The organism is Candidatus Salinivivens marinus, from assembly GCF_965655845.1.
Taxonomy (GTDB): domain Bacteria; phylum Pseudomonadota; class Alphaproteobacteria; order Rhodobacterales; family Rhodobacteraceae; genus Salinivivens; species Salinivivens marinus.
Genome location: NZ_CBFHHX010000001.1, coordinates 440,772 through 463,258, shown reverse-complemented (window position 1 = coordinate 463,258; position 22,487 = coordinate 440,772). Strand labels below are relative to the sequence as shown.

The 22,487-nt window shown below is 43.3% G+C and carries 24 protein-coding genes; 18 read left to right on the top strand and 6 right to left on the bottom strand.

Annotation, left to right across the window (positions count from 1 at the left end; all coding sequences use genetic code 11):
- A partial coding sequence (locus ACTF5Q_RS02245) for a hypothetical protein (protein WP_438953071.1) occupies positions 1–180 on the top strand: 180 nt, incomplete at its 5' end.
- Between the two features lie 861 nt (positions 181–1,041).
- Positions 1,042–1,416, top strand: a complete 375-nt coding sequence (locus ACTF5Q_RS02240) for a cupin domain-containing protein (protein ID WP_438953070.1) — start codon at positions 1,042–1,044, stop codon at positions 1,414–1,416.
- A gap of 92 nt (positions 1,417–1,508) precedes the next feature.
- Here ACTF5Q_RS02240 and ACTF5Q_RS02235 read toward each other — a convergent pair whose 3' ends face one another.
- Both ACTF5Q_RS02235 and htpX read right to left on the bottom strand, forming a co-directional pair.
- Positions 1,509–2,438, bottom strand: a complete 930-nt coding sequence (locus ACTF5Q_RS02235; protein WP_438953069.1) for a radical SAM protein — start codon at positions 2,436–2,438, stop codon at positions 1,509–1,511.
- 233 nt (positions 2,439–2,671) lie between these two features.
- Positions 2,672–3,547, bottom strand: a complete 876-nt coding sequence (gene htpX / locus ACTF5Q_RS02230; RefSeq protein WP_438953068.1) for a zinc metalloprotease HtpX — start codon at positions 3,545–3,547, stop codon at positions 2,672–2,674.
- 374 nt (positions 3,548–3,921) lie between these two features.
- Here htpX and ACTF5Q_RS02225 point away from each other — a divergent pair, with 374 nt between their 5' ends.
- From ACTF5Q_RS02225 to ACTF5Q_RS02210, 4 genes are all read left to right on the top strand, one after another.
- Positions 3,922–4,179: a DUF3303 domain-containing protein gene (locus ACTF5Q_RS02225; RefSeq protein ID WP_438953067.1), complete on the top strand. Its 258-nt coding sequence runs from the start codon at positions 3,922–3,924 to the stop codon at positions 4,177–4,179.
- A 9-nt stretch (positions 4,180–4,188) separates the two neighbouring features.
- Positions 4,189–4,353, top strand: a complete 165-nt coding sequence (locus ACTF5Q_RS02220) for a hypothetical protein (protein ID WP_153697382.1) — start codon at positions 4,189–4,191, stop codon at positions 4,351–4,353.
- A gap of 315 nt (positions 4,354–4,668) precedes the next feature.
- Entirely contained in the window at positions 4,669–4,854 is a 186-nt protein-coding gene (locus ACTF5Q_RS02215; RefSeq protein WP_438953066.1) for a hypothetical protein, read from the top strand.
- A 92-nt stretch (positions 4,855–4,946) separates the two neighbouring features.
- Complete coding sequence (locus ACTF5Q_RS02210) at positions 4,947–5,267, top strand: hypothetical protein (RefSeq protein WP_438953065.1); 321 nt, start codon at positions 4,947–4,949, stop codon at positions 5,265–5,267.
- A gap of 43 nt (positions 5,268–5,310) precedes the next feature.
- On the opposite strand, the gene ACTF5Q_RS02205 is transcribed toward ACTF5Q_RS02210, so the two are convergent.
- From ACTF5Q_RS02205 to ACTF5Q_RS02195, 3 genes are all read right to left on the bottom strand, one after another.
- Positions 5,311–5,919 carry an amino acid synthesis family protein gene (locus tag ACTF5Q_RS02205; protein ID WP_438953082.1) on the bottom strand — a complete coding sequence of 203 codons (609 nt, stop codon included), beginning with the start codon at positions 5,917–5,919 and terminating at the stop codon, positions 5,311–5,313.
- 147 nt (positions 5,920–6,066) lie between these two features.
- Positions 6,067–6,870 (bottom strand): alpha/beta fold hydrolase, encoded by an 804-nt coding sequence (locus ACTF5Q_RS02200; RefSeq protein ID WP_438953064.1) that lies wholly within the window; start codon positions 6,868–6,870, stop codon positions 6,067–6,069.
- Positions 6,867–7,268, bottom strand: coding sequence for a RidA family protein (locus ACTF5Q_RS02195; protein ID WP_438953063.1), 402 nt, complete (start codon positions 7,266–7,268; stop codon positions 6,867–6,869). Before ACTF5Q_RS02195 ends, ACTF5Q_RS02200 begins: the two co-directional genes overlap by 4 nt.
- A 141-nt stretch (positions 7,269–7,409) precedes the next feature.
- Here ACTF5Q_RS02195 and ACTF5Q_RS02190 point away from each other — a divergent pair, with 141 nt between their 5' ends.
- The 4 genes from ACTF5Q_RS02190 to ACTF5Q_RS02175 all read left to right on the top strand — a co-directional run bounded on the left by ACTF5Q_RS02190 (position 7,410) and on the right by ACTF5Q_RS02175 (position 11,758).
- Complete coding sequence (locus tag ACTF5Q_RS02190) at positions 7,410–8,891, top strand: aldehyde dehydrogenase (RefSeq protein ID WP_438953062.1); 1,482 nt, start codon at positions 7,410–7,412, stop codon at positions 8,889–8,891.
- 70 nt (positions 8,892–8,961) lie between these two features.
- Positions 8,962–10,008 (top strand): LLM class flavin-dependent oxidoreductase, encoded by a 1,047-nt coding sequence (locus ACTF5Q_RS02185; protein ID WP_438953061.1) that lies wholly within the window; start codon positions 8,962–8,964, stop codon positions 10,006–10,008.
- The gene (locus ACTF5Q_RS02180) at positions 10,008–10,811 is read left to right on the top strand and encodes a carnitinyl-CoA dehydratase (RefSeq protein ID WP_438953060.1); all 804 of its coding nucleotides are present in this window, start codon (positions 10,008–10,010) and stop codon (positions 10,809–10,811) included. The genes ACTF5Q_RS02185 and ACTF5Q_RS02180 overlap by 1 nt, the downstream gene beginning before the upstream one ends.
- Entirely contained in the window at positions 10,811–11,758 is a 948-nt protein-coding gene (locus ACTF5Q_RS02175; protein WP_438953059.1) for a 3-hydroxyacyl-CoA dehydrogenase NAD-binding domain-containing protein, read from the top strand. Before ACTF5Q_RS02180 ends, ACTF5Q_RS02175 begins: the two co-directional genes overlap by 1 nt.
- Here ACTF5Q_RS02175 and ACTF5Q_RS02170 read toward each other — a convergent pair.
- Complete coding sequence (locus ACTF5Q_RS02170; RefSeq protein ID WP_438953058.1) at positions 11,740–12,810, bottom strand: GlxA family transcriptional regulator; 1,071 nt, start codon at positions 12,808–12,810, stop codon at positions 11,740–11,742. The two genes, ACTF5Q_RS02175 and ACTF5Q_RS02170, sit on opposite strands and share 19 nt — an antisense overlap.
- Positions 12,811–12,926: 116 nt before the next feature.
- Here ACTF5Q_RS02170 and ACTF5Q_RS02165 point away from each other — a divergent pair, with 116 nt between their 5' ends.
- The 8 genes from ACTF5Q_RS02165 to ACTF5Q_RS02130 all read left to right on the top strand — a co-directional run bounded on the left by ACTF5Q_RS02165 (position 12,927) and on the right by ACTF5Q_RS02130 (position 22,381).
- Positions 12,927–13,817, top strand: coding sequence for a 3-keto-5-aminohexanoate cleavage protein (locus tag ACTF5Q_RS02165; RefSeq protein ID WP_438953057.1), 891 nt, complete (start codon positions 12,927–12,929; stop codon positions 13,815–13,817).
- 32 nt (positions 13,818–13,849) lie between these two features.
- Positions 13,850–15,004 (top strand): acyl-CoA dehydrogenase family protein, encoded by a 1,155-nt coding sequence (locus ACTF5Q_RS02160; RefSeq protein WP_438953056.1) that lies wholly within the window; start codon positions 13,850–13,852, stop codon positions 15,002–15,004.
- On the top strand, positions 15,001–17,094 hold the full coding sequence (locus tag ACTF5Q_RS02155) for an acetate--CoA ligase family protein (RefSeq protein WP_438953055.1): 2,094 nt from the start codon (positions 15,001–15,003) through the stop codon (positions 17,092–17,094). The genes ACTF5Q_RS02160 and ACTF5Q_RS02155 overlap by 4 nt, the downstream gene beginning before the upstream one ends.
- A 261-nt stretch (positions 17,095–17,355) precedes the next feature.
- Positions 17,356–18,330 carry a glycine betaine ABC transporter substrate-binding protein gene (locus tag ACTF5Q_RS02150; RefSeq protein ID WP_438953054.1) on the top strand — a complete coding sequence of 325 codons (975 nt, stop codon included), beginning with the start codon at positions 17,356–17,358 and terminating at the stop codon, positions 18,328–18,330.
- 70 nt (positions 18,331–18,400) lie between these two features.
- Positions 18,401–19,432: an ABC transporter permease gene (locus ACTF5Q_RS02145; RefSeq protein WP_438953053.1), complete on the top strand. Its 1,032-nt coding sequence runs from the start codon at positions 18,401–18,403 to the stop codon at positions 19,430–19,432.
- 12 nt (positions 19,433–19,444) lie between these two features.
- Positions 19,445–20,494 carry a quaternary amine ABC transporter ATP-binding protein gene (locus ACTF5Q_RS02140; protein WP_438953052.1) on the top strand — a complete coding sequence of 350 codons (1,050 nt, stop codon included), beginning with the start codon at positions 19,445–19,447 and terminating at the stop codon, positions 20,492–20,494.
- 146 nt (positions 20,495–20,640) lie between these two features.
- Positions 20,641–21,228 carry a LysE family translocator gene (locus ACTF5Q_RS02135; protein ID WP_438953051.1) on the top strand — a complete coding sequence of 196 codons (588 nt, stop codon included), beginning with the start codon at positions 20,641–20,643 and terminating at the stop codon, positions 21,226–21,228.
- A 190-nt stretch (positions 21,229–21,418) separates the two neighbouring features.
- Positions 21,419–22,381: a carbohydrate kinase family protein gene (locus tag ACTF5Q_RS02130; protein ID WP_438953050.1), complete on the top strand. Its 963-nt coding sequence runs from the start codon at positions 21,419–21,421 to the stop codon at positions 22,379–22,381.
- Positions 22,382–22,487 lie beyond the last annotated feature (106 nt).

Sequence of the window (22,487 nt, the reverse complement as noted above, 5' to 3'; positions counted from 1 at the left end):
CTCGCTATTGCCCATCGATTATCGACCCTTTCAAACATGGATAGGATAATTGTATTGGACCGTGGAAAAATTGTAGAACAGGGATCACATCCTAATTTATTGAAACAAAATGGTATTTATTCAAATTTCTGGAAAAGGCAATCTGGAGGTTTCATTAATTTCAAAGATGCAGCCGAATAATTTGAGCTTATTTGTTCAAAAATAATGCAGAATTTAAATGTGTGGGACCTTTATAGGGCACTGCATCCAGTTACACAACACTACGAAAGGTTCCATAGCCACAGTAAAAGATCGCAGCTACCCACCGAAGGATTAATCCCATTCGTCGCACCTTTATAGATGAGGAGCCGAGATAGGTGTGGGATGTTTGGAGGAGAGGTTGGCCTATGGATTGGCTTGATGATATGCGTCCGTGCGTCTCAGCTTTCTATTAATTATAAAACTACCCCTCAATACTGCGTCCAACTAATCACTCTTACCATTAGATGATAAATTACTATTTAGTAACAATATGTTATACATAAAAGTTAAGTTTCAATAAAAAGCCAGACGCACAGACGCATATTTTCTAATGGCAAAATTAGCATGTTTTTTGGGGGTCAGACGCACTAGTGAGACGCACAAATCTGACTTGGTTTCGTTTGCTTCCTGAGCTGTATTTTCCTGCTCGCTCCCAGCCAGCTGCTTGCAGACAGTTTGACATGCGGCGTTGGTCCTGCCGAGTAATTGTTTGAGGGTCGAACTGCCGATCTGTATGAGACGCGCATGAATAATAACTTCGCTGCATCAGGACAGGCTTTTGGCGGTGATCCTGTCATTGGGGATGATTTGGACTACTGCAAACTTTTATATGATCAAACCCTATCCGTGTAATCAGGGAATTAATCATGCGAACCATCCTAGCAATTATATTTATGACATTTGCAACTCAGGCGAGTGTTCATTGATGTGGAGGTACAGATGCTGTACTATCAAAACTTTGTTACAACCATAATATATATTTCGTATTATTATTCACAAAAAAGATTAGGAATTTAAAAAATGTCTTCAATGGAAACAAAATCATGGTCGAACCCAGATGATGTGCAAACACCAGACAAAACCCATGCTGCAAGTATTAAACTTGGCGGTGTGACACTTACAAAAGCCAATGTGCAACCTGGATGGAAGTGGTCGGAGTGTATTAAACCGCACGTCGAAACTGAAAGTTGCCAAGCGGGCCACATCGGCGTCCTTCTACAAGGTCAAATTCATGTTGTATCGGATGATGGTTCTGAAATTACCATAAATGCAGGTGAAGCGTACAGGTTAGCTCCAGGTCATGATGCATGGGTTGTAGGCGATGAGCCAGCTGTAAATCTGGAATTTTCTACCGACAGTAAGGAATTTGCTTCCTGGACCCGAGGTGAGGGTTAATTATCCATATAATAAATAAAACCCCACCCACCACAAGCGAAAGTGGTTGGGGTGAAAAAGTGGAAATTAAAAGCTTCAATGATTAAAGAAATTCACGCGGAGCAAGATGCGCCACCTAATACGCAGAACTTTGAACAATGTACGTGATTCAATGCTACATCCTTTAATGAGTTTTTTAACTCAGTGCCTAAATCAAATTCAAGATCATAAGGAAGCAATGTACAAGCGACAACACTTGGGAGACTTGCTCCCTTTCGCTTTACGACCATACGTGAGTTAGAACACATCAAATCGTTGGGTGACTTATTCAAAATATTCCAGCAAGATTCAGTTATTTCTGGAACCTCAGCATTTTCCTCAAGTTCAGGAAAAAGTACAGTTTCAGATGGGTTAAACGCATCAATTTTAAAATTATGTAACCTAAATAATTCTTCATATCCCATCCTTGCAATCTGCTCATTATCTGAAAACTCAGAGCGACCTGCTACTGCCATTTTAATATTATGTTTGTTAAGCCAGCGCATTCCTTCGATTGTTTTTTCGAATGTTCCAAGTCCACGTTCTGCATCATGTTTGACGCAGTCCCAGTGGTCTAGTGAGACTCTAATAACTATTTGATCACCATATTGGTCATTAAGTTTTATTAGGTCCGACTTGATTTTTTTACGCATCATTGGTGCCATTGCATTTGAAAGAACAAGCACATTGAATCCTTTAAAAAGGCATAGCTCAATTATTTTGGTGATGTCTGGGTTCATGAACGGTTCTCCACCGGTTAACCCTATTTCCCTAACGGGTAATGATAACTTTGAAACTTCATTAATGAATTTTTGGACTTCGGCTACTTTAATGTAGACTAAGTCATCATTTGTAGGTGAGCTTTTGATGTAGCAATTTTTGCATTCAATGTTGCAAAGTGTACCAGTATTGAACCATAAAGTTTTTAGTGACTTGAGCTCAACTTTTGCGCGGCGCTCGCCGGAAATTGTATATTCGGGATTATTGAATTTGTTTAACGACACTGACCTAATCATGAAAACATTATGAAAATTTGCTACACGAGTAGCAAATAAAACTATCCAAATAAACGCCTTTGTGTGTGAGCAGGGGTAATGTGAGTTGGGGTGGGGTTACCTATGGACGAGTGGACTATGTGGACCATCCTGAGAGGTAGGGGGGTCAAAAACTAGTAGCTGTTAGAATGCTAGGATACTGCGGTGACATTTTTTTGTATTAAGTTTCATAAAATCTTTTGTTAAGAATTTCTTTGAACTTTGGGTATATTTGTTTTTTTAATGCTACTTCTTGAATTGTTTGCTAAATCCTTCAAGGCATTTACCCTATTGGTTGTAGAGGGGTGTGTAGAGAAAAGCCTGTCGTGTTTGTGAGCATGTAAAGGGTTTATAATAAACATGTGAGCTGTTGATGGGTTTCTTTCAGCATTATAGTTGTCAATTTTTTTTGCAAAGCCTTCGATGCGTTGTAATGCAGATGCTAGCCACATTGGATTGCCGCATATCTCAGCCCCAACCCTGTCTGCTTCATATTCTCGGCTACGACTAATAGCCATTTGAATAAGAGAAGCTGCTAATGGGGCAAGGATCATCATGGCTAAAATACCTAAGAAGCCCATCTGATTATTTCTTCTGTTTCCGAAGAACATCATAAAATTAGCAAGTAAGGAAATAACACCCGCAAACGTGGCTGCAACAACCATAATGGTGGTGTCTCTGTTCTTAATATGGGCTAACTCATGTGCCATCACGGCTGCTATTTCCTCTTTTGTAAGTTGGGAAAGCAGACCTGTAGTGGCCGCAACTGCAGAGTTTTCGGGGTTTCGTCCAGTTGCAAAAGCGTTGGGCTGTTCGCTTGGAATCTCATAGATTTTAGGCATAGGTAGATTTGCATTTTCAGCCAATTGTGCAACCATTTTATGTAATGGATCAGAGGATGGCAAAGGCGCTGCTTTATACATCCTGAGAACCATTCGATCTGAATTATACCAAGCAAATGCATTCATCGCTACAGCAAATAAAAGTGCTACTATCATGCCTTCTAGGCCGCCCATGGACACACCTGCGAAAGCAAATAGAGCTGTCATTGCAGCCATTAAGATGAAGCTTTTCATCATTGCAAATTCCTTGAAACTAATATCGATAGTTAGATATGAAGCTTTAAAAAGTTTTCAATCCTTAATATTATTTTGCCTTTGAAAGCTTCTTTTAGCAGAAACTAAATGACGGCCATTCTGGAATAGATTAGTAGGAACAATGCAGACATGGTAAAGGCGATTAATAAAAACTCTGTTACAAAAGGGTGTGGACTTTGCTCCGTCAAACTTGGAAAGAATGACTGAGTGAATAAGCAGTATCTTTCAATGAACGGACAAGTTTTTTCGCCACGTGTCGTCATATAGCCGCAACGCTATATGCGTAAACAAAAGTAGTTAACAAATTGTTATATTTAGCTGCTACGCTCCAAGCATAAACAACAGGAGTTAACAAAATGTTATTCATGATCCAGCACACGCACGACTATTCTACTTGCCACACTCATCATCCAGAAAAAGGCCAAGTGTTTTCTGACACTTTGGCAAACCTTGGTGATCATGGCGTTAGGGTACATAAGATGTACGGCAATCGTTTAGAGCATACACTTTTTGTTATCTGTGAAGCCGACAGCATGGAACAGCTTGATACCGCTTTCGACCCAATATTAGAAATGGGCCAGTACACAATTACGCCTGTGATGGAACGCAAATAGGAGAACTAAATGGATAGCTTTTCAAAAACTTGTTTACTTGTTCTGACTATATCGGTCGTAGCACTTGCGCTTGACGCATGGATTTGGACTTTCATTGATCTCTTTGCTGATCACCCGATGGAAGAATATTTAGAGGAAATCGAAGAGCGTTTAGAAGCATTAGAAGGGAAGTAAATTATTAATCCCAAGCGAACTATCCTAGCAATCATATTTATGACATTTGCAACTACAAGCTCGTAATTGCTTGGTTCGCCCTTCGCAAAATGATAACCCGCTGAAGTCTCCCAAAAGAAATCAGCGGGTTTTACACGGGAACTACACAACTAATATTGAACTAATTGAATTTTCCACGAAACAATATGTTTGTAACAAGCGCATAAAGGTTTTACGAAAGATTAGCAAAACTAACCCCTTGTATTACCCCCCAGCTTCATTTTTTGATCCAGTTCCTGACTGCTGGCGTACATCCATGCAAAAAGGAGACGAGCAATGTCCGCATCAAAGATTTCAAATGACTATGAGGCAGTACTGGCATATTGCTGTGACAAAACTATGAACGGCTACGAACAAGCACTTCATTACGGACGGTTGAGTGGTTATTTCACTAAAGATAACAAACTTACTGCAATGGGTCACAAAGTTGCTCGATTGATCGAAGACGATCTGGCTGCGTAATTAGTCTACGCTTAGATGTTTAGAGTCAACAGGCCATATTGCATGATTTTCATCCTCAGTTATGCTGAATCCAAAACAGGGGATATTTTACAATGACCATATCAGCAATAGACGCATTAAATAAGTGGAAAAACGCAATTGATAACGGAAATCTAGCTGGCCTTGATAATATGCTGGCAGATGACTTTATCTTCGAAAACCGCGCAGGTGATAAAGACGATAGAAATACAGTTCTGGAATGGGCAAACAATGCAGACTTTACCTGTAATGAGTTTATCGTTTACCACGAAGATGAAAATGTGATTTGTGGGAGGCATTCATTTGAAGCACCTGATGAACATAAGCAACAGGTTATGTTTTTTGCACGCTATGAAGGTGGCAAGTGCAAATTTTGGAAAGTTCACGGCAGTTGAACTTTACGCAATGCGTAGGCTGTATCCACTTTTATCCACTCGACTAATCCGTAACACCCGCAGGGTTTTCTACGCCACGCCCCAAAGCCTTTAGGTCCGAATATCGGTCTCCAATACGATGATGGGGGCGGCCGCGAGTTGCGGCACCCAGCGCTACGACCAATTCGTCAACCGCTGGCGCGTCATAAATCGAAAACTGAACTGTGAGGTAATGGGAGCGGCGGCCAGTGTCATGTTTGTCCATTAATGGAACTTGAATTTGAGTGTTTGCCGGACCGCGCGTGTTTGTGAAACCCAAGTAACTTTTCGCACCAACAGCCTCTCGATAGAAATTACCGAATTGCAAGGTGTGTATCAAAGCAGAGGCGTGTTCTATCTCGCAACTCGTACCCGCTATACAGGCCTTCCCATAAGCCTCTATGGCATCGCCAGATCCTGCTAAAAACATCAGCTTGTTTGTTATTAACTTTCCCAAATAAGGCGCCATCCGCTGAATTTCGGGTGATAGATCCTCAACAAACCCCCGCCCAAACCACGGGTTTTTGACAACTGCCGCTACGCCAATCATTCGCAGCGGAGGATCGGACGCACGCTCACCTTCAATGTAAATATCCTCATCAAAAGTAACAACTTTTCGTAATTCAGGAAGCACGGCTTTTCTCCAATCAATATGAATAATCAACCTTACCTATAAAGGCAGTGTCGACATAATCGCTGAGGTTCATAACATACATTAGTCTCAAAGGTCACTCGAATATAGTCCACTATTCAATGCTTGCCTAGTTAAGGATTTGTGTGCTCAGTTTAATAAATTCAAACTATCCATAAACGTCCTGACTGGTTTGTTTACTGCATGGGGAGCTTCGGCCAATGCCATGTGTCGCAGATTAGGTAAGACAAGAGATTTAGCGCCTGGTATTTCAGCTGCAATCGCAAATGTCATTTCCGGGCCATTGCCAAAATCTTGATCACCTGTAATTACAAGAGTAGGACAAATCAGAGCTGGGCTAGGTTTCACAATTTCGTCGATACCAGTCGCAAGAACCTTATAAATTGTGTGATAAACTTCTCTTCGATTGGCCGTTACCCATTGTCGAACTGTGGTCATTAGATCGGGGTTGGCATGCCGGAAGGGGTCCGTAAACCAACGCTCTAGAGCTGCCTCTACTGTTGATTCCGGTCCCATAGTGCGGGCCTGATCGACTCGTTTGAGAATGGCCAATTGTGCCGCGTCGCTGCGTTTGTGCGGAGAATGTAGAATGACCAGAGCTTGTGACTTATCTGGAGCGTCTTGGGCAAAGCGGCGAGCGATCATACCTCCCAATGAAAAACCGATAATTACAGCTCTTTGGATTTTACAGTAATCAAGTAGGTCACTTAGTTGTTTTGAAAAAAGTGACAGATTGGGCCCGGTTACAGGGTCACTAGATCCTCCATGGCCATATAAATCATAACTCAGCACACGATATGAATCTTTTAGATCTGGTATCATCCATTGCCAACAGTCCTTATTTAATCCTAGCCCATGAATTAATACTACAACTGGCGCTTTTTCAGGACCGTTGAATATAAAATCTGTGCCGTTTGGTGCAAGTACCGTCAAGAAATATCTCCTAAAGGACGATACGCAACTACTTCAACCTCCACTCTTGCATCCACTAGTAAATCACTCACAACAGCTGAACGTGTTGGAGGTTCAACTGGAAAATATTCACCGTATATTTCGTTAAATCCAGGGAAATCAGCACGATCGCGTAGCCATACCATAGCTTTGACTACATGTTCTCTGGTACAATCTGCCGTTGCTAGTGTTTCAGTAATATCGTCCAGAACTGCGCGCGTTTGCTCTTCGATTGAGCCGTCTGTCATTGGAGCGCCATTTCGCATTGGGATCTGTCCAGTTAAAAATACAAAATCGCCTGCACGAATGGCTCGAGATAACGACAGAACGCGACCGTTGATTTCAAGTGGACCACCGATGACTTGTTTTTTTTTCGCCATTATCATGCCTCCCTTTTTAAATACCGTGCCCTGACGACAGGTCATCAATTTCAGATTTTTCGCCACTATATGTCGCTTTTTCCTGAGCAATGGGATTCAAAGAGGCATTGAATAGGAATCAGCCGCAGAAGGATTTCCGAAATGAGGGACATTAAAAATTATCAAATGCTAATCAACGGTGATTGGGTCGATGCATCGGACGGGGGGGCGTTTGAGAGTATAAACCCAAGCACACAAAAAGTCTGGAGCCGTGTTCCTGAAGCAACTGAAGAAGATGTTAACCAAGCTGTTTCGGCTGCGCACTATGCATTTAGCGAAGGTCCATGGTCAAAGCTCACTCCGACAGAACGCGGAAAGTGCCTTCGGAAGCTGGGAGACTTACTAGCGGACCATTCTGAAAATTTGGGCCGCATCGAAACAATTGATACCGGTAAAATGCTAAAAGAAACACGATGGCAAGCAAAATATATTGCAGAATTCTTTCATTTTTCTGCTGGTTGTGCAGATAAAGTGAGTGGCGAAACTTTACCAATCGATAAGCCTGACATGTTTGTTTTCACGAAGCGAGAACCGCTTGGAGTTGTTGCCGCCGTAGTGCCCTGGAACTCTCAATTATTTTTAGTAGCAGTCAAAATAGGCCCCGCTTTAGCCGCTGGCAACACGGTGGTGCTCAAAGCTTCTGAACATGCCAGTGCTGCGATGTTAGAATTTGGTAAGTTAATTGAGCAAGCTGGTATCCCTCCAGGGGTCGTAAATATTGTTACTGGCCATGGAGAGCCTTGCGGACGGGCCCTAACTTCGCATCCAGACGTTGCTCGTGTTTCTTTTACAGGTGGTCCAAATGCGGCGCGTCACGTTTTAGAAAACGTCAAGCGAAATTTTGCAGAAGTTTCGCTTGAATTGGGTGGCAAATCTCCTTTCATAGTATTTGATGATGCCAATATTGAGAGTGCAGTCAATGCCTCGATCGCTGGTATCTTCGGGGCAACTGGACAAAGCTGTGTTGCTGGCTCTCGTTTGTATTTGCATGAAGATATTGCTGACGAGTTTCTTGAAAAGATGATAGCCCTAGCTCGTCAAATTATCATTGGTGACCCATTAGAAGAAGATACCCAAATGGGCCCGCTTTGCACACTGGGCCAGTTGAAAAATATCCAAGCAGAAGTGGAATACGCTGAACAGGAAGGCGCTAAGATACTTACCGGCGGTAAGCAACCGGAAGGTAAAGAGGGTCTATTCTACGAGCCCACAATTATAGAGTGTCCCAAGCAAGATTTGCGAATTGTAGCTACGGAGCTTTTTGGTCCTGTTTTATGCGTTCAACGTTTCAAAACAGAGGAGGAAGTTCTTTCTCTAGCTAATGACACGGAACATGGGCTAGCGGCAGGGGTGTTTACCCAAAATTCAGCGCGCTCTTTGCGAATGGCCGGGTCTGTTAGAGCTGGTATTGTTTGGGTCAATACTTACCGAGTTGTTTCTCCTATAGCAGAGTTTGGAGGTGTAAAGGGATCTGGCTACGGACGCGAAAGCGGGTTCCAAGCAATATATGACTATACCCGACCCAAGACGATCTGGATGAATACGTCAGATGATCCGATGTCAAACCCTTTTGTAATGAGATGACAACTTAAATTTTGCTTTAATAAATGCTCGAATGCTGCGGTGGCAATAAACTCAATAAGAGGAAACTAACATGAAATTTCAACTCGCTGTAAATCTTGAACGTTTGGACGATAGCCTTGCAATGGATGACGTGGCTCGCCACACGCTTGAGATGGTACAAATAGCGGAGGATGGAGGCTTCAACATAGTTTGGGCTGCCGAACATCATGCATTGGAAATGACGATTGCACCCAATCCTTTTCAGATACTTACCTGGTGGGCTAGTGAGACAAGTAAGGTTCGCCTTGGAACAGCCGTTGTGAACGCTGCTTATTGGCACCCTATAAAGCTTGCTGGAGAGGCAGCATTCCTTGATTTGATTAGTGGTGGCCGCTTGGAGTTTGGTCTTGGCTCTGGAGCTTATCAACGTGAGTTTGACCGAATGCGACCAGGTTTGCTACAGAGTGATGGATACAAGTATATGCAAGAAATGTTACCAGCAGTACTTGCGTTGTGGAAGGGTGATTATGCCCATGACGGGGAATATTGGAAATTTCCAACCTCCACCTCTGTGCCAAAGCCACTTCAGGCTAATCCACGTATTTGGGTAGCAGCTAGGTCTCCTGTCACGTATGATTACGCTGTTGCCAATAACGCAAACATAATGTGCTGGCCGTTCACTCGGCCGCATGCTGAAGCTGAACTGTATAAGCGGCAGCTAGATGAAGCTATTGCAAAACATGGCGGTAGCGCAGATCCAATTTTTGCGTTAATGCGACACACTGCTGTTTATGAAAATCAAAAAGATCGTGATGAAGCCATCAATGCAATTACGCGCGTTTTGGGGCAATTCGAAAATCTATACCGTAATTTAGATGACGTAAAAAATGGCTTTCCAAAAGAAATCCCATTGCAGGAGCTTGAGGGCCGTGAGCAGTATGAGCCGACGATGTTAGAACAGAATTTAATGTTTGGGTCTCCAGAAACTGTAATTGAAAAAATTAAAATTTATGAACAACTCGGGGTCGATGAATTTATTTACTATGCTTCGATGGGACTAAGTCATGCCAGTCAGAAGCGTTCACTTAAGCTATTCTGCGATGAAGTCATTCCCGAATTTCAGCAAGGAGGCCTCTGATGTCAGATGGAGTAACAACGCGTCGCGATGGGCATATATTAGAGGTTACGCTAGAGCGAGGCAAAGTTAATGCGATAGATGTACCAACATCACAGGCCTTGGCTGAGGCTTTTAAGGAGCTTCATGAGGATAAGAATTTACGTTGTGCAATACTTACTGGCGGAGGGGAAAAGATTTTTTCCGCTGGCTGGGATCTCAAGGCTTTAAATGACGGTGAAATGCAGCTCGATAATTGGTGGGAAGTTGATGAGTATGGGTTTGGTGGTTTCACCGGGTTAACCGAAAATTGGGTATTGAATAAGCCTGTTATTGCCGCTGTTAATGGCCTTGCAATAGGCGGCGGCTTTGAGATGGCCCTGGGATGTGATTTGTTAATTGCTGCTGATCACGTGGAATTTGGGCTCCCGGAGATGCCCTTGGGAATTGTGCCTGATGCAGGAGCGCTTCAGCGACTACCGCGTCGCATTCCCCATAATATAGCAATGGAAATGTTTTTATTGGGGCGCCGCATGACGGCTACAGAGGCTGCGCACTATGGTTTGGTCAATAAAGTTGTCCCAAAGGAGCAGCTAATGGATGCCGCGCGGGAATGGGCTGCTTCAATTGCCTGGTCAGCGCCCTTAGCAATGCAGTCTGTTAAAGAAGTGCAACGAGAAATAGAATGTGTGCCTTTGGAAAAGGCATTTCATAAAATGCGTACTGATCCAATGCCAACATATCGCAAGATGTTAAAGTCGGAAGATGCTAAGGAGGGCGTTGCTGCATTTGTGGAAAAACGTAATCCAGAATTTAAAGGTGAATAATGTATTCTGATCCCAATTCAGTAAAGCGCATTGCAAGTATTGGGGCAGGTCCAATTGGTGGAGGTTGGACAGCGCATTTTCTAGCGCGCGGGTATGACGTGACCGCATATTTGCATGATAAAAGCGAAGAAAAATCGTTCTTTTCTATTTTAAAGACAGCTTGGATTAGCCTAACTGAGTTAGGACTTGCGCAAGGTGCATCGATGGATAGGTTGCACATTGTGACTGATTTAGAGGAGGCGCTGGAGGGTGCTGACTTTGTGCAGGAAAGTGGGCCGGAGACCTTAGAGATCAAGCAGCAATTATACTCCGAAATGGGAAAAATCTTGCCCCGATCCATCATTATTGGATCTTCAACTTCAGGGTTAATGATGAGTGATATTCAGTCTGATTGCTCTACGCCAGAACGAACAGTTATTGGTCACCCCTTCAACCCACCTTACCTTTTGCCCCTCGTTGAGATCGTAGGCGGAAAGAAAACTGCACCTGAAGCCGTGGCTTGGGCTGGGGATTTTTATAGAGCTGCGGGCAAAGCCCCATTGATGATGAAAAAAGAAATCCCGGGATTTGTAGCTACTCGCTTGCAAGAAGCGCTATGGCGTGAGGCATTACACATGGTTGCAAATGATGAAGCTACGCCTGAAGATATTGATAATGCCCTTATGAATGGACCAGGACCGCGCATGGCTGCGCAAGGACAGTGTATGGCCTTTCATGTAGCATGTGGAACAGGAGGTATGGCAACAAATTTGGATCAGTTTGGACCTGCACTTAAATTACCTTGGACACGACTAGAAGCGCCAGAACTTACAAAGAATTTGAGGGACCGCATGGTAGATGGTTGCAATGCAGTAGCTAAGGGTCAAAAGTTTGAGGATATGGTTGCTCAGCGAGACCGCGAAATTGTTGGAGTTTTAAATGCCCTGCGTCAAGCTCGCCTAATCTGATCTTTTGGGGGGGTGCCGTTCAAGGTATCAAGAAAATCTGTAAGAGAACCCGGCCAACTGGGTGCAGGTTCTTCTTTAGGCCAAGCCTCCCTATAATCTGAAGGTCGTCTTCCAAAAAACTTTCCAAAAGAGAAAGCGAAGTGTGACATAGTATTAAACCCAGAAGCTGTAGCTATTTGCCGGATGCTCATATCCGTAGAAATTAACAGCAAGCGCGCATTTTGCAGACGCTTTAACAAACTAAATTGTATTACTGTGCATCCAACATTTTTCTTGAATTGTCTCTCCAGCTGTCGTTGTGAAATACCTAAAATTTTTGCAATCTGTGGTACGGTCAGCGGTTCTTCTATATTGTTTTCGATTAATGTCATTGCCTCGCGCAGTAGTGGGAGCATCGTTTCAGTACTCCGTCCCATTGTGCTGCGTTGGGGAGAAGTTGCAGATCGAATTGGGTGATGTAGCATCTGATCTGCGATTTCACCAGAGAAGCTACTACCGTTAATCTCTTCAATTATGCGTAACATTAAATCGACGCCTGCTAATCCTCCAGAACACGTCATTACTTTGCTATCTAGGGTGAATAGGCTCTCCTCCACTTCAACTCGATCAAAGTTTTCCTTAAACCCATTGAGCCAAGACCAGTGTATTGTAGCCGACTTTCCGTCTAACAAACCAGCGCGGGCTACAATGTAAGAGCCCAGCTCTACACCGCAAATCCGCTCGCCAGCGCGAGCACGTTTTCGGAGCCAGGCAGTTAATTTGGGGTTTCGATAGTGCTCAGTTCCCCAACTTCCTAGAATAAATACAAATTCTGCTGATCGTAAGTTATCAGTTGCAGTCTTAATTGTTGCGGTCATTCCATTGCTGGCTGTAATTTTCGAACCGTCGAAGGAAGCAACTTCCCAAGAATATGCAGAAGTAGGGGCCAAATAGTTGGCGATTCTTATTGTTTCAATCATGGTTATTAGTGTCGTAATGTTAAACCTTGGAACTACTATAAACACCATATGTATTTGGGCACGTTCCATTTTAGGTAGAATATCTATTTCCATGATTGCAGCTAATTTCCAATATCAGATTTTTCGTCACTTTAACCTAATCTGTGGCGTTTAATCGACAAAAATCTGCAAGGCTTTCCAGCCTAGTTAAAATCAACAAGGAGTTTGAGATGCAAAATGATATAGTTTTGACTTGTGCTGTAACTGGAGCCGGCGAAACTACTGGAAAGAGTGCCCACGTGCCAGTAACCCCAAAAGATATTGCAAAAGCTGCGATTAACGCTGCTAAAGCTGGTGCTTCAATTGCACATATTCACGCAAGAGATCCTGAAACTGGTGTGGGTTCACGTGATCCAAAATTGTTTAAAGAGATTGTGGATCGGGTGCGCGACAGTAATACCGATATTGTTATTAATATTACGGCTGGTATGGGCGGTGATTGGATTTCGGATGTTTCAGACCCAGCCCTTCCTGGGCCAGGGACCGATATGATCGGCCCTGAAGAGAGGCTCGCTCATATCAAAGAGTGCTTGCCTGAAATCTGCTCACTTGATTGTGGAACGTTAAATTTTTCTGACACAGATATGATCTATATTTCTACCCCTCCTACATTACGAAAAATGGCTGAAATGGCTCGCGATTGGGGTGTTAAACCTGAGCTGGAAGTATTTGAACTTGGACACATACGCTTTGCAAAAGCAATGATTTCTGAAGGATTAATTAATGATCCGCCTATGTTCCAATTGTGTTTAGGTATTCCTTGGGGCGCCGAGCAAACCGTAGAAACAATGGTTGCGATGAAATCACAATTGCCCGCCGGTGCGAGTTGGGCCAGTTTTGGTATTGGCCGAGGCCAGATGCCGATGATGGCGGCAGCAGTCGCTTTGGGAGGAAATGTGCGTGTCGGCTTAGAGGATAATATTTATCTTGAGCGCGGTGTGCTGGCGACAAATGCTCAATTAGTCACTCGCGCACGAGAGATAATTGAACGGATGGGATCGCGTGTAGCAACGCCGCAAGAGGCGCGTAATAAACTTAAGTTGAGGGGCGCTGATGCTTGAAGTATTGGACTTTAACTGAGGAAACTTGAATAATGGAAGCTAGCCAAGAAATTAATCTACTGATCGACACAGTTCGTCGATTTGTGGAGACGGAAATGATTCCACATGAAGATGAAATAGACCGTCTCGGTCATGTGCCAGAGGAAATAGGGCGCACAATTGAGGCCAAGTCGAAGGAATTAGGCCTATATGCTTGTAATTTGCCGGAAGAGGTAGGCGGTGGTGGTTTGGGGTATGGACCCATGTCTCTTATTGAGAGAGAATATGGAAAAACCAGCCACGCGCTTCAAAGTTGGGCAGCTCGTCCAACAGAATTACTGATGGCATGCGAGGGTGACCAACGCGAGCAATATCTATTACCAGCGGTGCGTGGTGAAAAGAGAGAGTTATTTGCTTTAACAGAGCCGGATGCCGGTTCAGACGTTATGGGCATGAAATCCAATGCGCGTCGTGATGGAGATGACTGGATATTAAATGGTTCGAAGCATTTTGTTTCCGGACCATGTATGCCTGACTTTGCTATTGTCTTCGCGGCTACTGGTGAGGATGAAACTCCTAGAGGGCCCCGTAAACGCATTACGGCATTTTTAGTCGATGTAGGCGCTTCTGGCTTTGTCTGCCGTCAAGGGACCCGATGCGTTAGCTATCGAGGTTATAATACCTATGAATTGCATTTTGATAATGTGCGCCTGAGTTCAGAGAAAGTTTTAGGCGAAGAAGGTCACGGTCTTGAGCTTGCAGGAAAATGGTTAGGCATGGGGCGAATTTGGGTTGGCGCTACGTGCTGTGGGAAAGCTGAGCGTATTTTAAGTATGGCGACAGACTGGGCTGCAAACCGAAAACAATTTGGTAAGCCTATCGGTGCATTTCAGGCCACAGGATTTCGTTTGGCCGATGGCGCCATAAATCTCAGAGCAGCGGATTTAATGGTCAAAGATGCTGTATCGCGCGCAGAGAATGGCTCTATGAGTGATGCTGATGCGGCTATGGTTAAGGTATTTTGTTCTGAGATGTTAAATAATATTGCTGATGATGCAGTCCAAATTTTTGGTGGTATGGGGCTGATGGAGGAAATGCCGATACAACGGTTTTGGCGTGATAGTAGGTTGGAGCGGATCTGGGATGGTACCTCTGAAATTCAACGTCACATTATTACCCGTTCAATTCTGCGACCGCTAGGTGCATGACACCTCAGCGTCGAGAAAATTTTAAAAGGCTTTTAAAGCCACGCCATATTGCTTTTATTGGCGGCCGTTATGCCATTATTGCAATTCATGAGGCCCGTCGCCGTGGTTTTGGTGGGGAAATGTTTGCCGTAAATCCTACGCGATCTGACCTTGACGGTGTTCCATGTGTAGCGTCCATAGAAGAATTGCCGGTAGCACCTGACGCTGTTTATCTAGCTATTCCTGCCAGTGATGTCGTTGGAGCAGTTCGCAGCTTGTCGGATATGGGGGCTGGTGGGGTGGTTTGTTTTTCGGCAGGTTTCAAAGAGGCAGGGAATAATCAAACAGAAGTAGACTTAATAGAAGCCACAGGAAACATGGCCTTAATTGGTCCTAACTGTTATGGTGTTATAAATTATATCGACAACTCAGCGCTATGGTCTTTTGAACATGGAGGATGGTCCCCTGGTTATGGCGCTGCGATTATAACTCAATCAGGTATGTTTTCTTCCGATATTACGATGAGCCAGCGCTCTTTGCCTCTAGCTTACATGGTTTCGGCGGGCAACCAGGCGGTTTTGGGGCCAGAGGATTTGCTTGAATTCTTTGCAGATGATCCGGCTGTACGAGCTATTGGGTTGCACCTAGAGGGCTTACAAAATATCCCAAAATTTGAAAAGGCGGCCATAAAAGCTTTAACCAAGGGTAAACCGGTGGTGGTACTAAAAACTGGAAGTTCTGCTATTGGATCGAACTTGACCGTAAGCCATACTGGTTCGCTCTCAGGCTCAGCCGAGCTTTATGAGGCTTTATTCCAGCGGGTAGGTATTATAAGCGTAACAAACCCGTCGCAATTATTAGAAACTTTGAAATTCCTCTGCGTAGTTGGAGCGCCTAAAGGGAAGCAGGTGGTTGGTTTTACGTGTTCGGGCGGCGGTGCGACGATGCTTGCAGACCATGCAGAAAAGATTGACCTAATTTTTCCGGAGTTAAAAAGTACTCAAGAAATGGAATTGTCAGCCTTGTTACCTGACATTGCCACAGTCTCCAATCCGCTTGACTACACAACACCAATTTGGGGACACGCAGAGATGACTTACCCAGTATTTGCAAAGGCAATTTCAGCGATTAAAGCTGACACTGCCGTGTTAGTACAAGATTACCCGGCAGCTGAGATTGACAGCTCTAAAGTTTATTACATAAATGATGCTATGGCTTTCGCGCGGGCAAGTAAGGAACAGGGTTTGCCAGCAATAATTTGTGCGACTTTGCCTGAAAATATCGACTTAGAAACCCGCGAACTCTTAATTACGAAAAGCGTTGCTCCTATGCAGGGTATTCATGAGGCATTGAACGCCATTCGGGACTCAGCCGATTGGAATCAAGCCCGCTCTCGTATTTTATCGGAGAAGCCTGAATATTTGTTACCATCGTACCCCAGCAGCGAGCAAAAAGTATTGTCGGAGAGTGATAGTAAGCGATGGTTAAAAAATTATAATTTTAATGTACCGCATGGGAAGACTGTATCGCCACACAAATTAGGTGAGGCGGCAATTGAGGTGGGATACCCAGTGGCATTAAAGATGATAAGTCCACGATTGGTACACAAAACCGAAGCTGGAGCAGTAGTGCTTAATCTAAAAGATGAAGAGGCGTTAAAGCTTGCAGTCGAAAAGATGAGAATTGATGTAACTGCCTATGATTCTGATGCCGCTAGTGAATTATTTTTAGTTGAGGCGATGTCGCCCAACCCCGTGGCTGAACTCATTATAAACTTGCGTCAAGATTCTCAATTTGGTGCTGCTTTGGTACTAGGCAGTGGAGGTGTTTTGGTCGAGTTAATGGCCGACACTGCTACATTGCTTTTGCCAACCAGCCCTGCTGATATAATCCGTGCACTCAAAAGTTTGCGAGTGAGGCGATTGCTTGAAGGATTTCGAGGTCGGCCAGCTGTAGATATCCCAAAGGCGGCTGAAGAAATATATAAACTGTGTATCGCCTATCAAGACAACGACAAAACTATAACCGAAATTGAAATAAACCCTCTTTTTATTTATCGAGACACAGTTTCCGCTATCGATGCATTAATCCAAGTTCCGGTCAATAAGTGACATAATTTTTAGCAAAAAAATTTATTTAAAAATTGGAGTAATCAATATTTTGAAAATATGTAGATTTATGCCTAAGTAAAATTTTTGAAACCATATGCGAAACGTCGACAAAAATCATTTGTTTAATTGGGGTAATGTCTTTTTAATCCAAATGTAAGTAATTATGACATTTGATTTATCGGAGAAATACCGTTACGTAATTGTAGACAAATTAAAAGCAAAATTGAACTTTTATAAAATAAACATAAACGGGAGGATTATATGTTAAATATCAAAAAGGTGGCACTATCTTGTGCTTTGTTAATAGGACTCAACGCGGGTTCTGCGCAAGCGCAGGATTGCGGTGAAGTTACGATTACCGAAATGGATTGGGGATCAGCTATTATTGTAACGCAGGTTGCTAAGTTTTTGCTGGAGCAAGGGTATGGTTGCTCGGTTACCATTGTGCCTTCTGCTTCCGTGCCAGCGCTTGCTTCAGTTAGTGAGACTGGTAAGCCTGATATAATAACAGAACTATGGACTAACGGAGCACCCGCTTATGTTCCACTTTTGGAAGCAGGAAAAATAAATGAACTAACGAGAGTTCTTTCCGACGGTGGCTTAGAGGGTCTATTCATACCAGTTTATTTGGCAGAGGCTCATCCTGAGTTGACGACAATTGAGGGTGTACTGGCCAACCCCGATTTAGTTGGAAACAGAATGCATAATTGCCCAGTTGGATGGAATTGTCAGACCGTGGCTACAAACGTAGCAAAAGGTGGCGGATTTGAAGCAGCTGGCATTGAAGATTTCGTGCATGGATCGGGTGAAACTCTTACCGCTTCAATTGGTGCGGCGTACGCTGCGAAAGAGCCTTGGTTTGGATACTACTGGACACCTAGTTTGGTAATGGGGAAATTTCCAATGGTCCAAGTGGACTTGGGCCCTCACGATCCTAGCAAGCAGGCTTGTAATTCAGACAAAGACTGTGCGTCGCCTACAATGCAATCATGGCCTAGTAGCGTCGTTACAACAGTTGTAACAAGTGAATTTGAGTCCTCACATCCAGCTGAGACAGACCTGATGCGAAATCTTTCATTCACAAATGAAATGATGAACAGTCTTCTGGCATGGCAAGATGCTGAAAGTGCTTCAGGTGATGAGACTGCTGTCTACTTCTTGTCAACTCAACAAGAACTTTGGGGTAGTTGGATCAATGATGCGGCGCGTGGCAAGCTAGCGGCATTGCTACAATAAAATAGTCGACAGTTACTAAGTAAACGAAGGCACAGTAAATTTGTGCCTTCGTTGTAATAGGGAATAAAAAATGGCCTTTTATGACAGTTTGTTTAACGCCTTTGGGTTAAGGGAATGGTGCGATGCATCTGCTGGCAGCGCAAAGATGACGATGGCGAGTTTGTTGGCGAAGACTAACCCAGACGCCGCAGACGAGGGCCCCCTTTTACCTTTTCCATCAATGGATGAACTTTATAAGGCATGCCCATCATTTCCGCAATCTAGAGAATTTACCGCTGGAGTAGAAGAGGCATTCCTAAACGCAAAAGACGTCTTAAAAACAGTCTTGGACCCATTAACGCAGCCACTCTCTTGGCTCTTAGAGGGTGCGTTATTTATATTTTTGGCTGCTCCATGGTGGATAGTTGTCCCATTAATATTATTGTTTGTGTGGTACGTTTGCAGGTCTGTTGCGGTGACAACATTTGTAACTGTTTCATTCGTATTTTTGGCATTTATTGATCATCTTGATGCAGCGTTACAAACGCTCGCAATTATTGCTGTTTGTACCGGAATATGTATTATATTGGGAGTGCCCATTGGAATTGCAATGGCCAAATCCAATCGCCTTCAACGAAGTTTACTTCCACTTCTAGATTTGCTTCAGACACTTCCAACATTTGTTTATCTAATACCACTGATTTTTCTGTTCAGTGTTACAGAGCCAAAGTTATATGGAATTGCAATAATTGTTTATGCGATTGTCCCAGTTATAAGGCTCACAGATCTTGGCATCCGGCTTGTAGATCAAGATGTTGTCGAGGCGGCAAACGCCTTTGGCATGTCATCCAGGCAAAAGCTTCTTGGTATTGAGTTGCCGCTCGCGCTTCCAAATATCATGGCTGGTGTAAATCAAACTATTATGATGAGCTTGGCTATGGTTGTGATCGCATCGTTGGTCTCGGCACCTGGTCTTGGTGTTTTGGTGCTTCGAGGGATTAGGAACCTAGAGTTGGGAGTGGGCTTGATAGCAGGATTAGGTATAGTTCTGCTAGCAGTAATTTTAGACCGAGTGTCCAAAGCAGCGATTGCTCGAGTATCTACTGATCAGACTTTTAAATAAATCGGGCACGTAATGGTAAATTCTCCTAAAATAGAAATTCGTAATCTGTACAAGATTTTTGGCTCGGACCCTAAAACTGCGCTTGAGAAAGTCAAAGCGGGTATGGGAAAAGAAGCCTTGTTGAATGACACTGGTCACGTTTTAGGCTTGCAGAATATATCAATAGATATCCACGAGAGCGCAATAACAGTGGTAATGGGACTGTCTGGCTCTGGCAAGTCTACACTTATTCGACACATAAACAGGCTAATTGAACCAACTGATGGTCAGGTACTCATTGATGGTGAGGACGCCCTATTATTAGATCAAGATGAACTTCGTGATAAACGTCGTACGGATATGTCTATGGTTTTTCAGAAATTTGCTCTTCTTCCGCACCGCACTGTGCTTGATAATTCGGCATTGCCGTTAGAAGTACGCGGGGTTTCTAAAAGTGAGCGTCATGCAGAGGCGCAAGTTTGGATCAACCGAGTAGGTTTAGGTGGTTTTGAAAAGCACTATCCCTACCAACTCTCTGGAGGAATGCAGCAAAGGGTTGGTCTTGCGAGGGCACTCACCTCAAATTCTGATATCATGTTGATGGATGAAGCATTTTCTGCGCTTGATCCTTTGATCCGCAGTGATATGCAAAAACTGTTGCTGGATTTGCATGTCGAGTTAAAAAAGACAATTATATTCATAACTCACGATTTAGATGAAGCACTCCGCTTGGCTGATCATCTCGTTATTTTAAAAGACGGAGCTGTTGTTCAGCAGGGAGATCCACAGAGTATTTTGTTAACTCCATCTGACCCCTATATCGAGGCATTTGTCAGCGATATTAATCGAGCTCGCGTTTTACGAGTGCGTTCAGTAATGACGCCAATGGATAAAAAATCTAAGTACGCTGGTGATGTCAGTCCATCGGACACTCTGGAGTCTTTAATAGCACGTGCCGAGGGGGATACTTCTTTTAAATTTAGGGTTCTCGATGGAGAAGAGCCCATCGGCCAGATTGATATGCAGGATTTGGTTAAAGCATTGGTCCCTAGAGTGTCCGAAGCGGTACAGCAGCATTTATAGCTATAACATTTGGGTGCTTAAGGATGGACTCTCGGGATTAATTGGTTAAGCACGAGTTTTGTGTTGATTACTACTTATGCGCTTGCACTTTAATTAATCACTTGGGAGCAATTGAATGTGAATGGAAATCGATTAAAAGCTATTTGATGTTAGTTTTTGCAACTGTTTCATTTTTGATGTTTGTAACGCCTGGTCCCGGCGTTTTGTCATTGGCAGGTGTCGGCGCGGCATTCGGTTGGAGGCAAGGTTTGTTATACATGGCTGGCCTGTTTTTGGGCCATGTCATTGTGAGTGTAGCAGTAGTTACTGGTTTAGCAGCTATTCTTTTGGCGGAGCCAGTTGTGCGCACAATTCTCTTATTTTTATCAGCTGCTTATCTTGGCTTTCTAGCATTTCGTATAGCTCTTGCTGGTTCAAAAATTTCCTTTATTGAAATGATCAATGCACCTGGTTTTATGACTGGAATGACCCTGCAGTTTATAAATCCCAAAGCGTATGCAGTACACACAACCTTTTTTACGGGCTTCGCATTTTATCCTGATAGTTTCACAATTGAAATTAGTTTGAAGTTCCTCATTATGAATTTTATTTGGATAATTTTACACCTTGCGTGGCTTTATGCCGGCTGTAAAATTCATGAGTTAAATCTTTCAAGTTCAGCGCAAAAATGGGTTAACCTTTTAATGGCTGCTAGTCTTTGTGGCGTTGTAGTTCTTTCTATTGGATCTATCTAGCGAAATAGATTAGCCGTTGCCAACTTAGAGGTGTTTAAAGGTCATTTTGTTAATCTAAGAATTAAAAGGCCTCTGATCAGTTTGAAGTAACATTATGAAAAGATTATGTTTTTTTATGGAAACCTATTAAACTTTTTGATAATAATAATTACAATTGCACATTTAGCGGTGTAAAACTTAAAGGTAAAAAATGATACTCGTTGGTGGTGAAAATTTAATGGATATGATCCAAATTGATAACCAGAATGAGAATGCTTTATATGAGGCTGTGCCCGGAGGATCTCCCTACAATTTAGCAATGGCTGCAGGTAGGCAGGGAGTAAAGGTAGGTTATGTTACCCCTATTTCTAAAGATAAAAACGGCGAGCAGTTGGCGCAAAACTTGTTAAACTCTAATGTTTCATTGCTTGGGCCAAGAGTTACGGCTCCTACCTCATTAGCAATGGTTAATATAGAGGATGGAATTCCGTCATACTCTTTCTACAGGGAAGAGACGGCAGAACGATTAGTAACTTTGGACACTCTCTCTAAAAATCTAACCTCGGAGGTGTCTATTTTTCATATTGGGTCGCTTGCATTGACAGGTGGGAAAGATGCTTTGGTTTGGGAAGAGTTTGTTAAGAGAACTAGGGAAAATAATGTAAAAGTCTCCCTAGATCCAAATGTTAGGCCATCGCTGATAGCAGAACCTGATGTCTATCGACGAAGAATTAAAAATCTTATGACTGAAGTCGATATATTAAAGTTAAGTGATGAAGATCTTTTCTGGCTTTTTGATGATAGTGCTGATGAAGCCGATGTACTGGCAGAATTGGCGGTGATTACAAACGCGGAGCTACTTATAGTTACAAGAGGGGCGCAGGGTTCTTCAGTGTTCCATGGAAAAAAGTGGCATGAATTACCGTCACATCCAGTAGAAAAGTTATCCGATACTGTGGGAGCAGGTGATACATTTATGGCATCGATTCTAGCTTGGCTTATTAAAAATGAAAAATTGAACCGACTAGCATTACTGGAGCTTAATGAAAAAACAGATTTGCTGCATTATGCCGGGAAGGCTGCAGCACTAAATTGTAAAAAGCAAGGTTGTAACCCGCCATGGGAAAACGAGTTGCTCAAGTATATGAAAAAACACCTGTGGGCCATCAGCTAAATGATACTTTTGAAACATTAGATATTTATATGCAGCACCTTAAATGTATCCAACGATTTCTATTTTAGGTGTCTAAAAATAAATATTAGGCTACCTTGTTTTAACA

Coding starts and splice junctions, on each gene's coding strand:
- ACTF5Q_RS02240 (WP_438953070.1), top strand. CDS start 1,042: ATGTCTTCAATGGAAACAAAATCATGGTCGAACCCAGATGATGTGCAA.
- htpX (WP_438953068.1), bottom strand. CDS start 3,547: ATGATGAAAAGCTTCATCTTAATGGCTGCAATGACAGCTCTATTTGCT.
- ACTF5Q_RS02225 (WP_438953067.1), top strand. CDS start 3,922: ATGTTATTCATGATCCAGCACACGCACGACTATTCTACTTGCCACACT.
- ACTF5Q_RS02220 (WP_153697382.1), top strand. CDS start 4,189: ATGGATAGCTTTTCAAAAACTTGTTTACTTGTTCTGACTATATCGGTC.
- ACTF5Q_RS02215 (WP_438953066.1), top strand. CDS start 4,669: ATGTCCGCATCAAAGATTTCAAATGACTATGAGGCAGTACTGGCATAT.
- ACTF5Q_RS02210 (WP_438953065.1), top strand. CDS start 4,947: ATGACCATATCAGCAATAGACGCATTAAATAAGTGGAAAAACGCAATT.
- ACTF5Q_RS02195 (WP_438953063.1), bottom strand. CDS start 7,268: ATGGCGAAAAAAAAACAAGTCATCGGTGGTCCACTTGAAATCAACGGT.
- ACTF5Q_RS02190 (WP_438953062.1), top strand. CDS start 7,410: ATGAGGGACATTAAAAATTATCAAATGCTAATCAACGGTGATTGGGTC.
- ACTF5Q_RS02185 (WP_438953061.1), top strand. CDS start 8,962: ATGAAATTTCAACTCGCTGTAAATCTTGAACGTTTGGACGATAGCCTT.
- ACTF5Q_RS02180 (WP_438953060.1), top strand. CDS start 10,008: ATGTCAGATGGAGTAACAACGCGTCGCGATGGGCATATATTAGAGGTT.
- ACTF5Q_RS02175 (WP_438953059.1), top strand. CDS start 10,811: ATGTATTCTGATCCCAATTCAGTAAAGCGCATTGCAAGTATTGGGGCA.
- ACTF5Q_RS02170 (WP_438953058.1), bottom strand. CDS start 12,810: ATGGAAATAGATATTCTACCTAAAATGGAACGTGCCCAAATACATATG.
- ACTF5Q_RS02165 (WP_438953057.1), top strand. CDS start 12,927: ATGCAAAATGATATAGTTTTGACTTGTGCTGTAACTGGAGCCGGCGAA.
- ACTF5Q_RS02160 (WP_438953056.1), top strand. CDS start 13,850: ATGGAAGCTAGCCAAGAAATTAATCTACTGATCGACACAGTTCGTCGA.
- ACTF5Q_RS02155 (WP_438953055.1), top strand. CDS start 15,001: ATGACACCTCAGCGTCGAGAAAATTTTAAAAGGCTTTTAAAGCCACGC.
- ACTF5Q_RS02150 (WP_438953054.1), top strand. CDS start 17,356: ATGTTAAATATCAAAAAGGTGGCACTATCTTGTGCTTTGTTAATAGGA.
- ACTF5Q_RS02145 (WP_438953053.1), top strand. CDS start 18,401: ATGGCCTTTTATGACAGTTTGTTTAACGCCTTTGGGTTAAGGGAATGG.
- ACTF5Q_RS02140 (WP_438953052.1), top strand. CDS start 19,445: ATGGTAAATTCTCCTAAAATAGAAATTCGTAATCTGTACAAGATTTTT.
- ACTF5Q_RS02135 (WP_438953051.1), top strand. CDS start 20,641: ATGTTAGTTTTTGCAACTGTTTCATTTTTGATGTTTGTAACGCCTGGT.
- ACTF5Q_RS02130 (WP_438953050.1), top strand. CDS start 21,419: ATGATACTCGTTGGTGGTGAAAATTTAATGGATATGATCCAAATTGAT.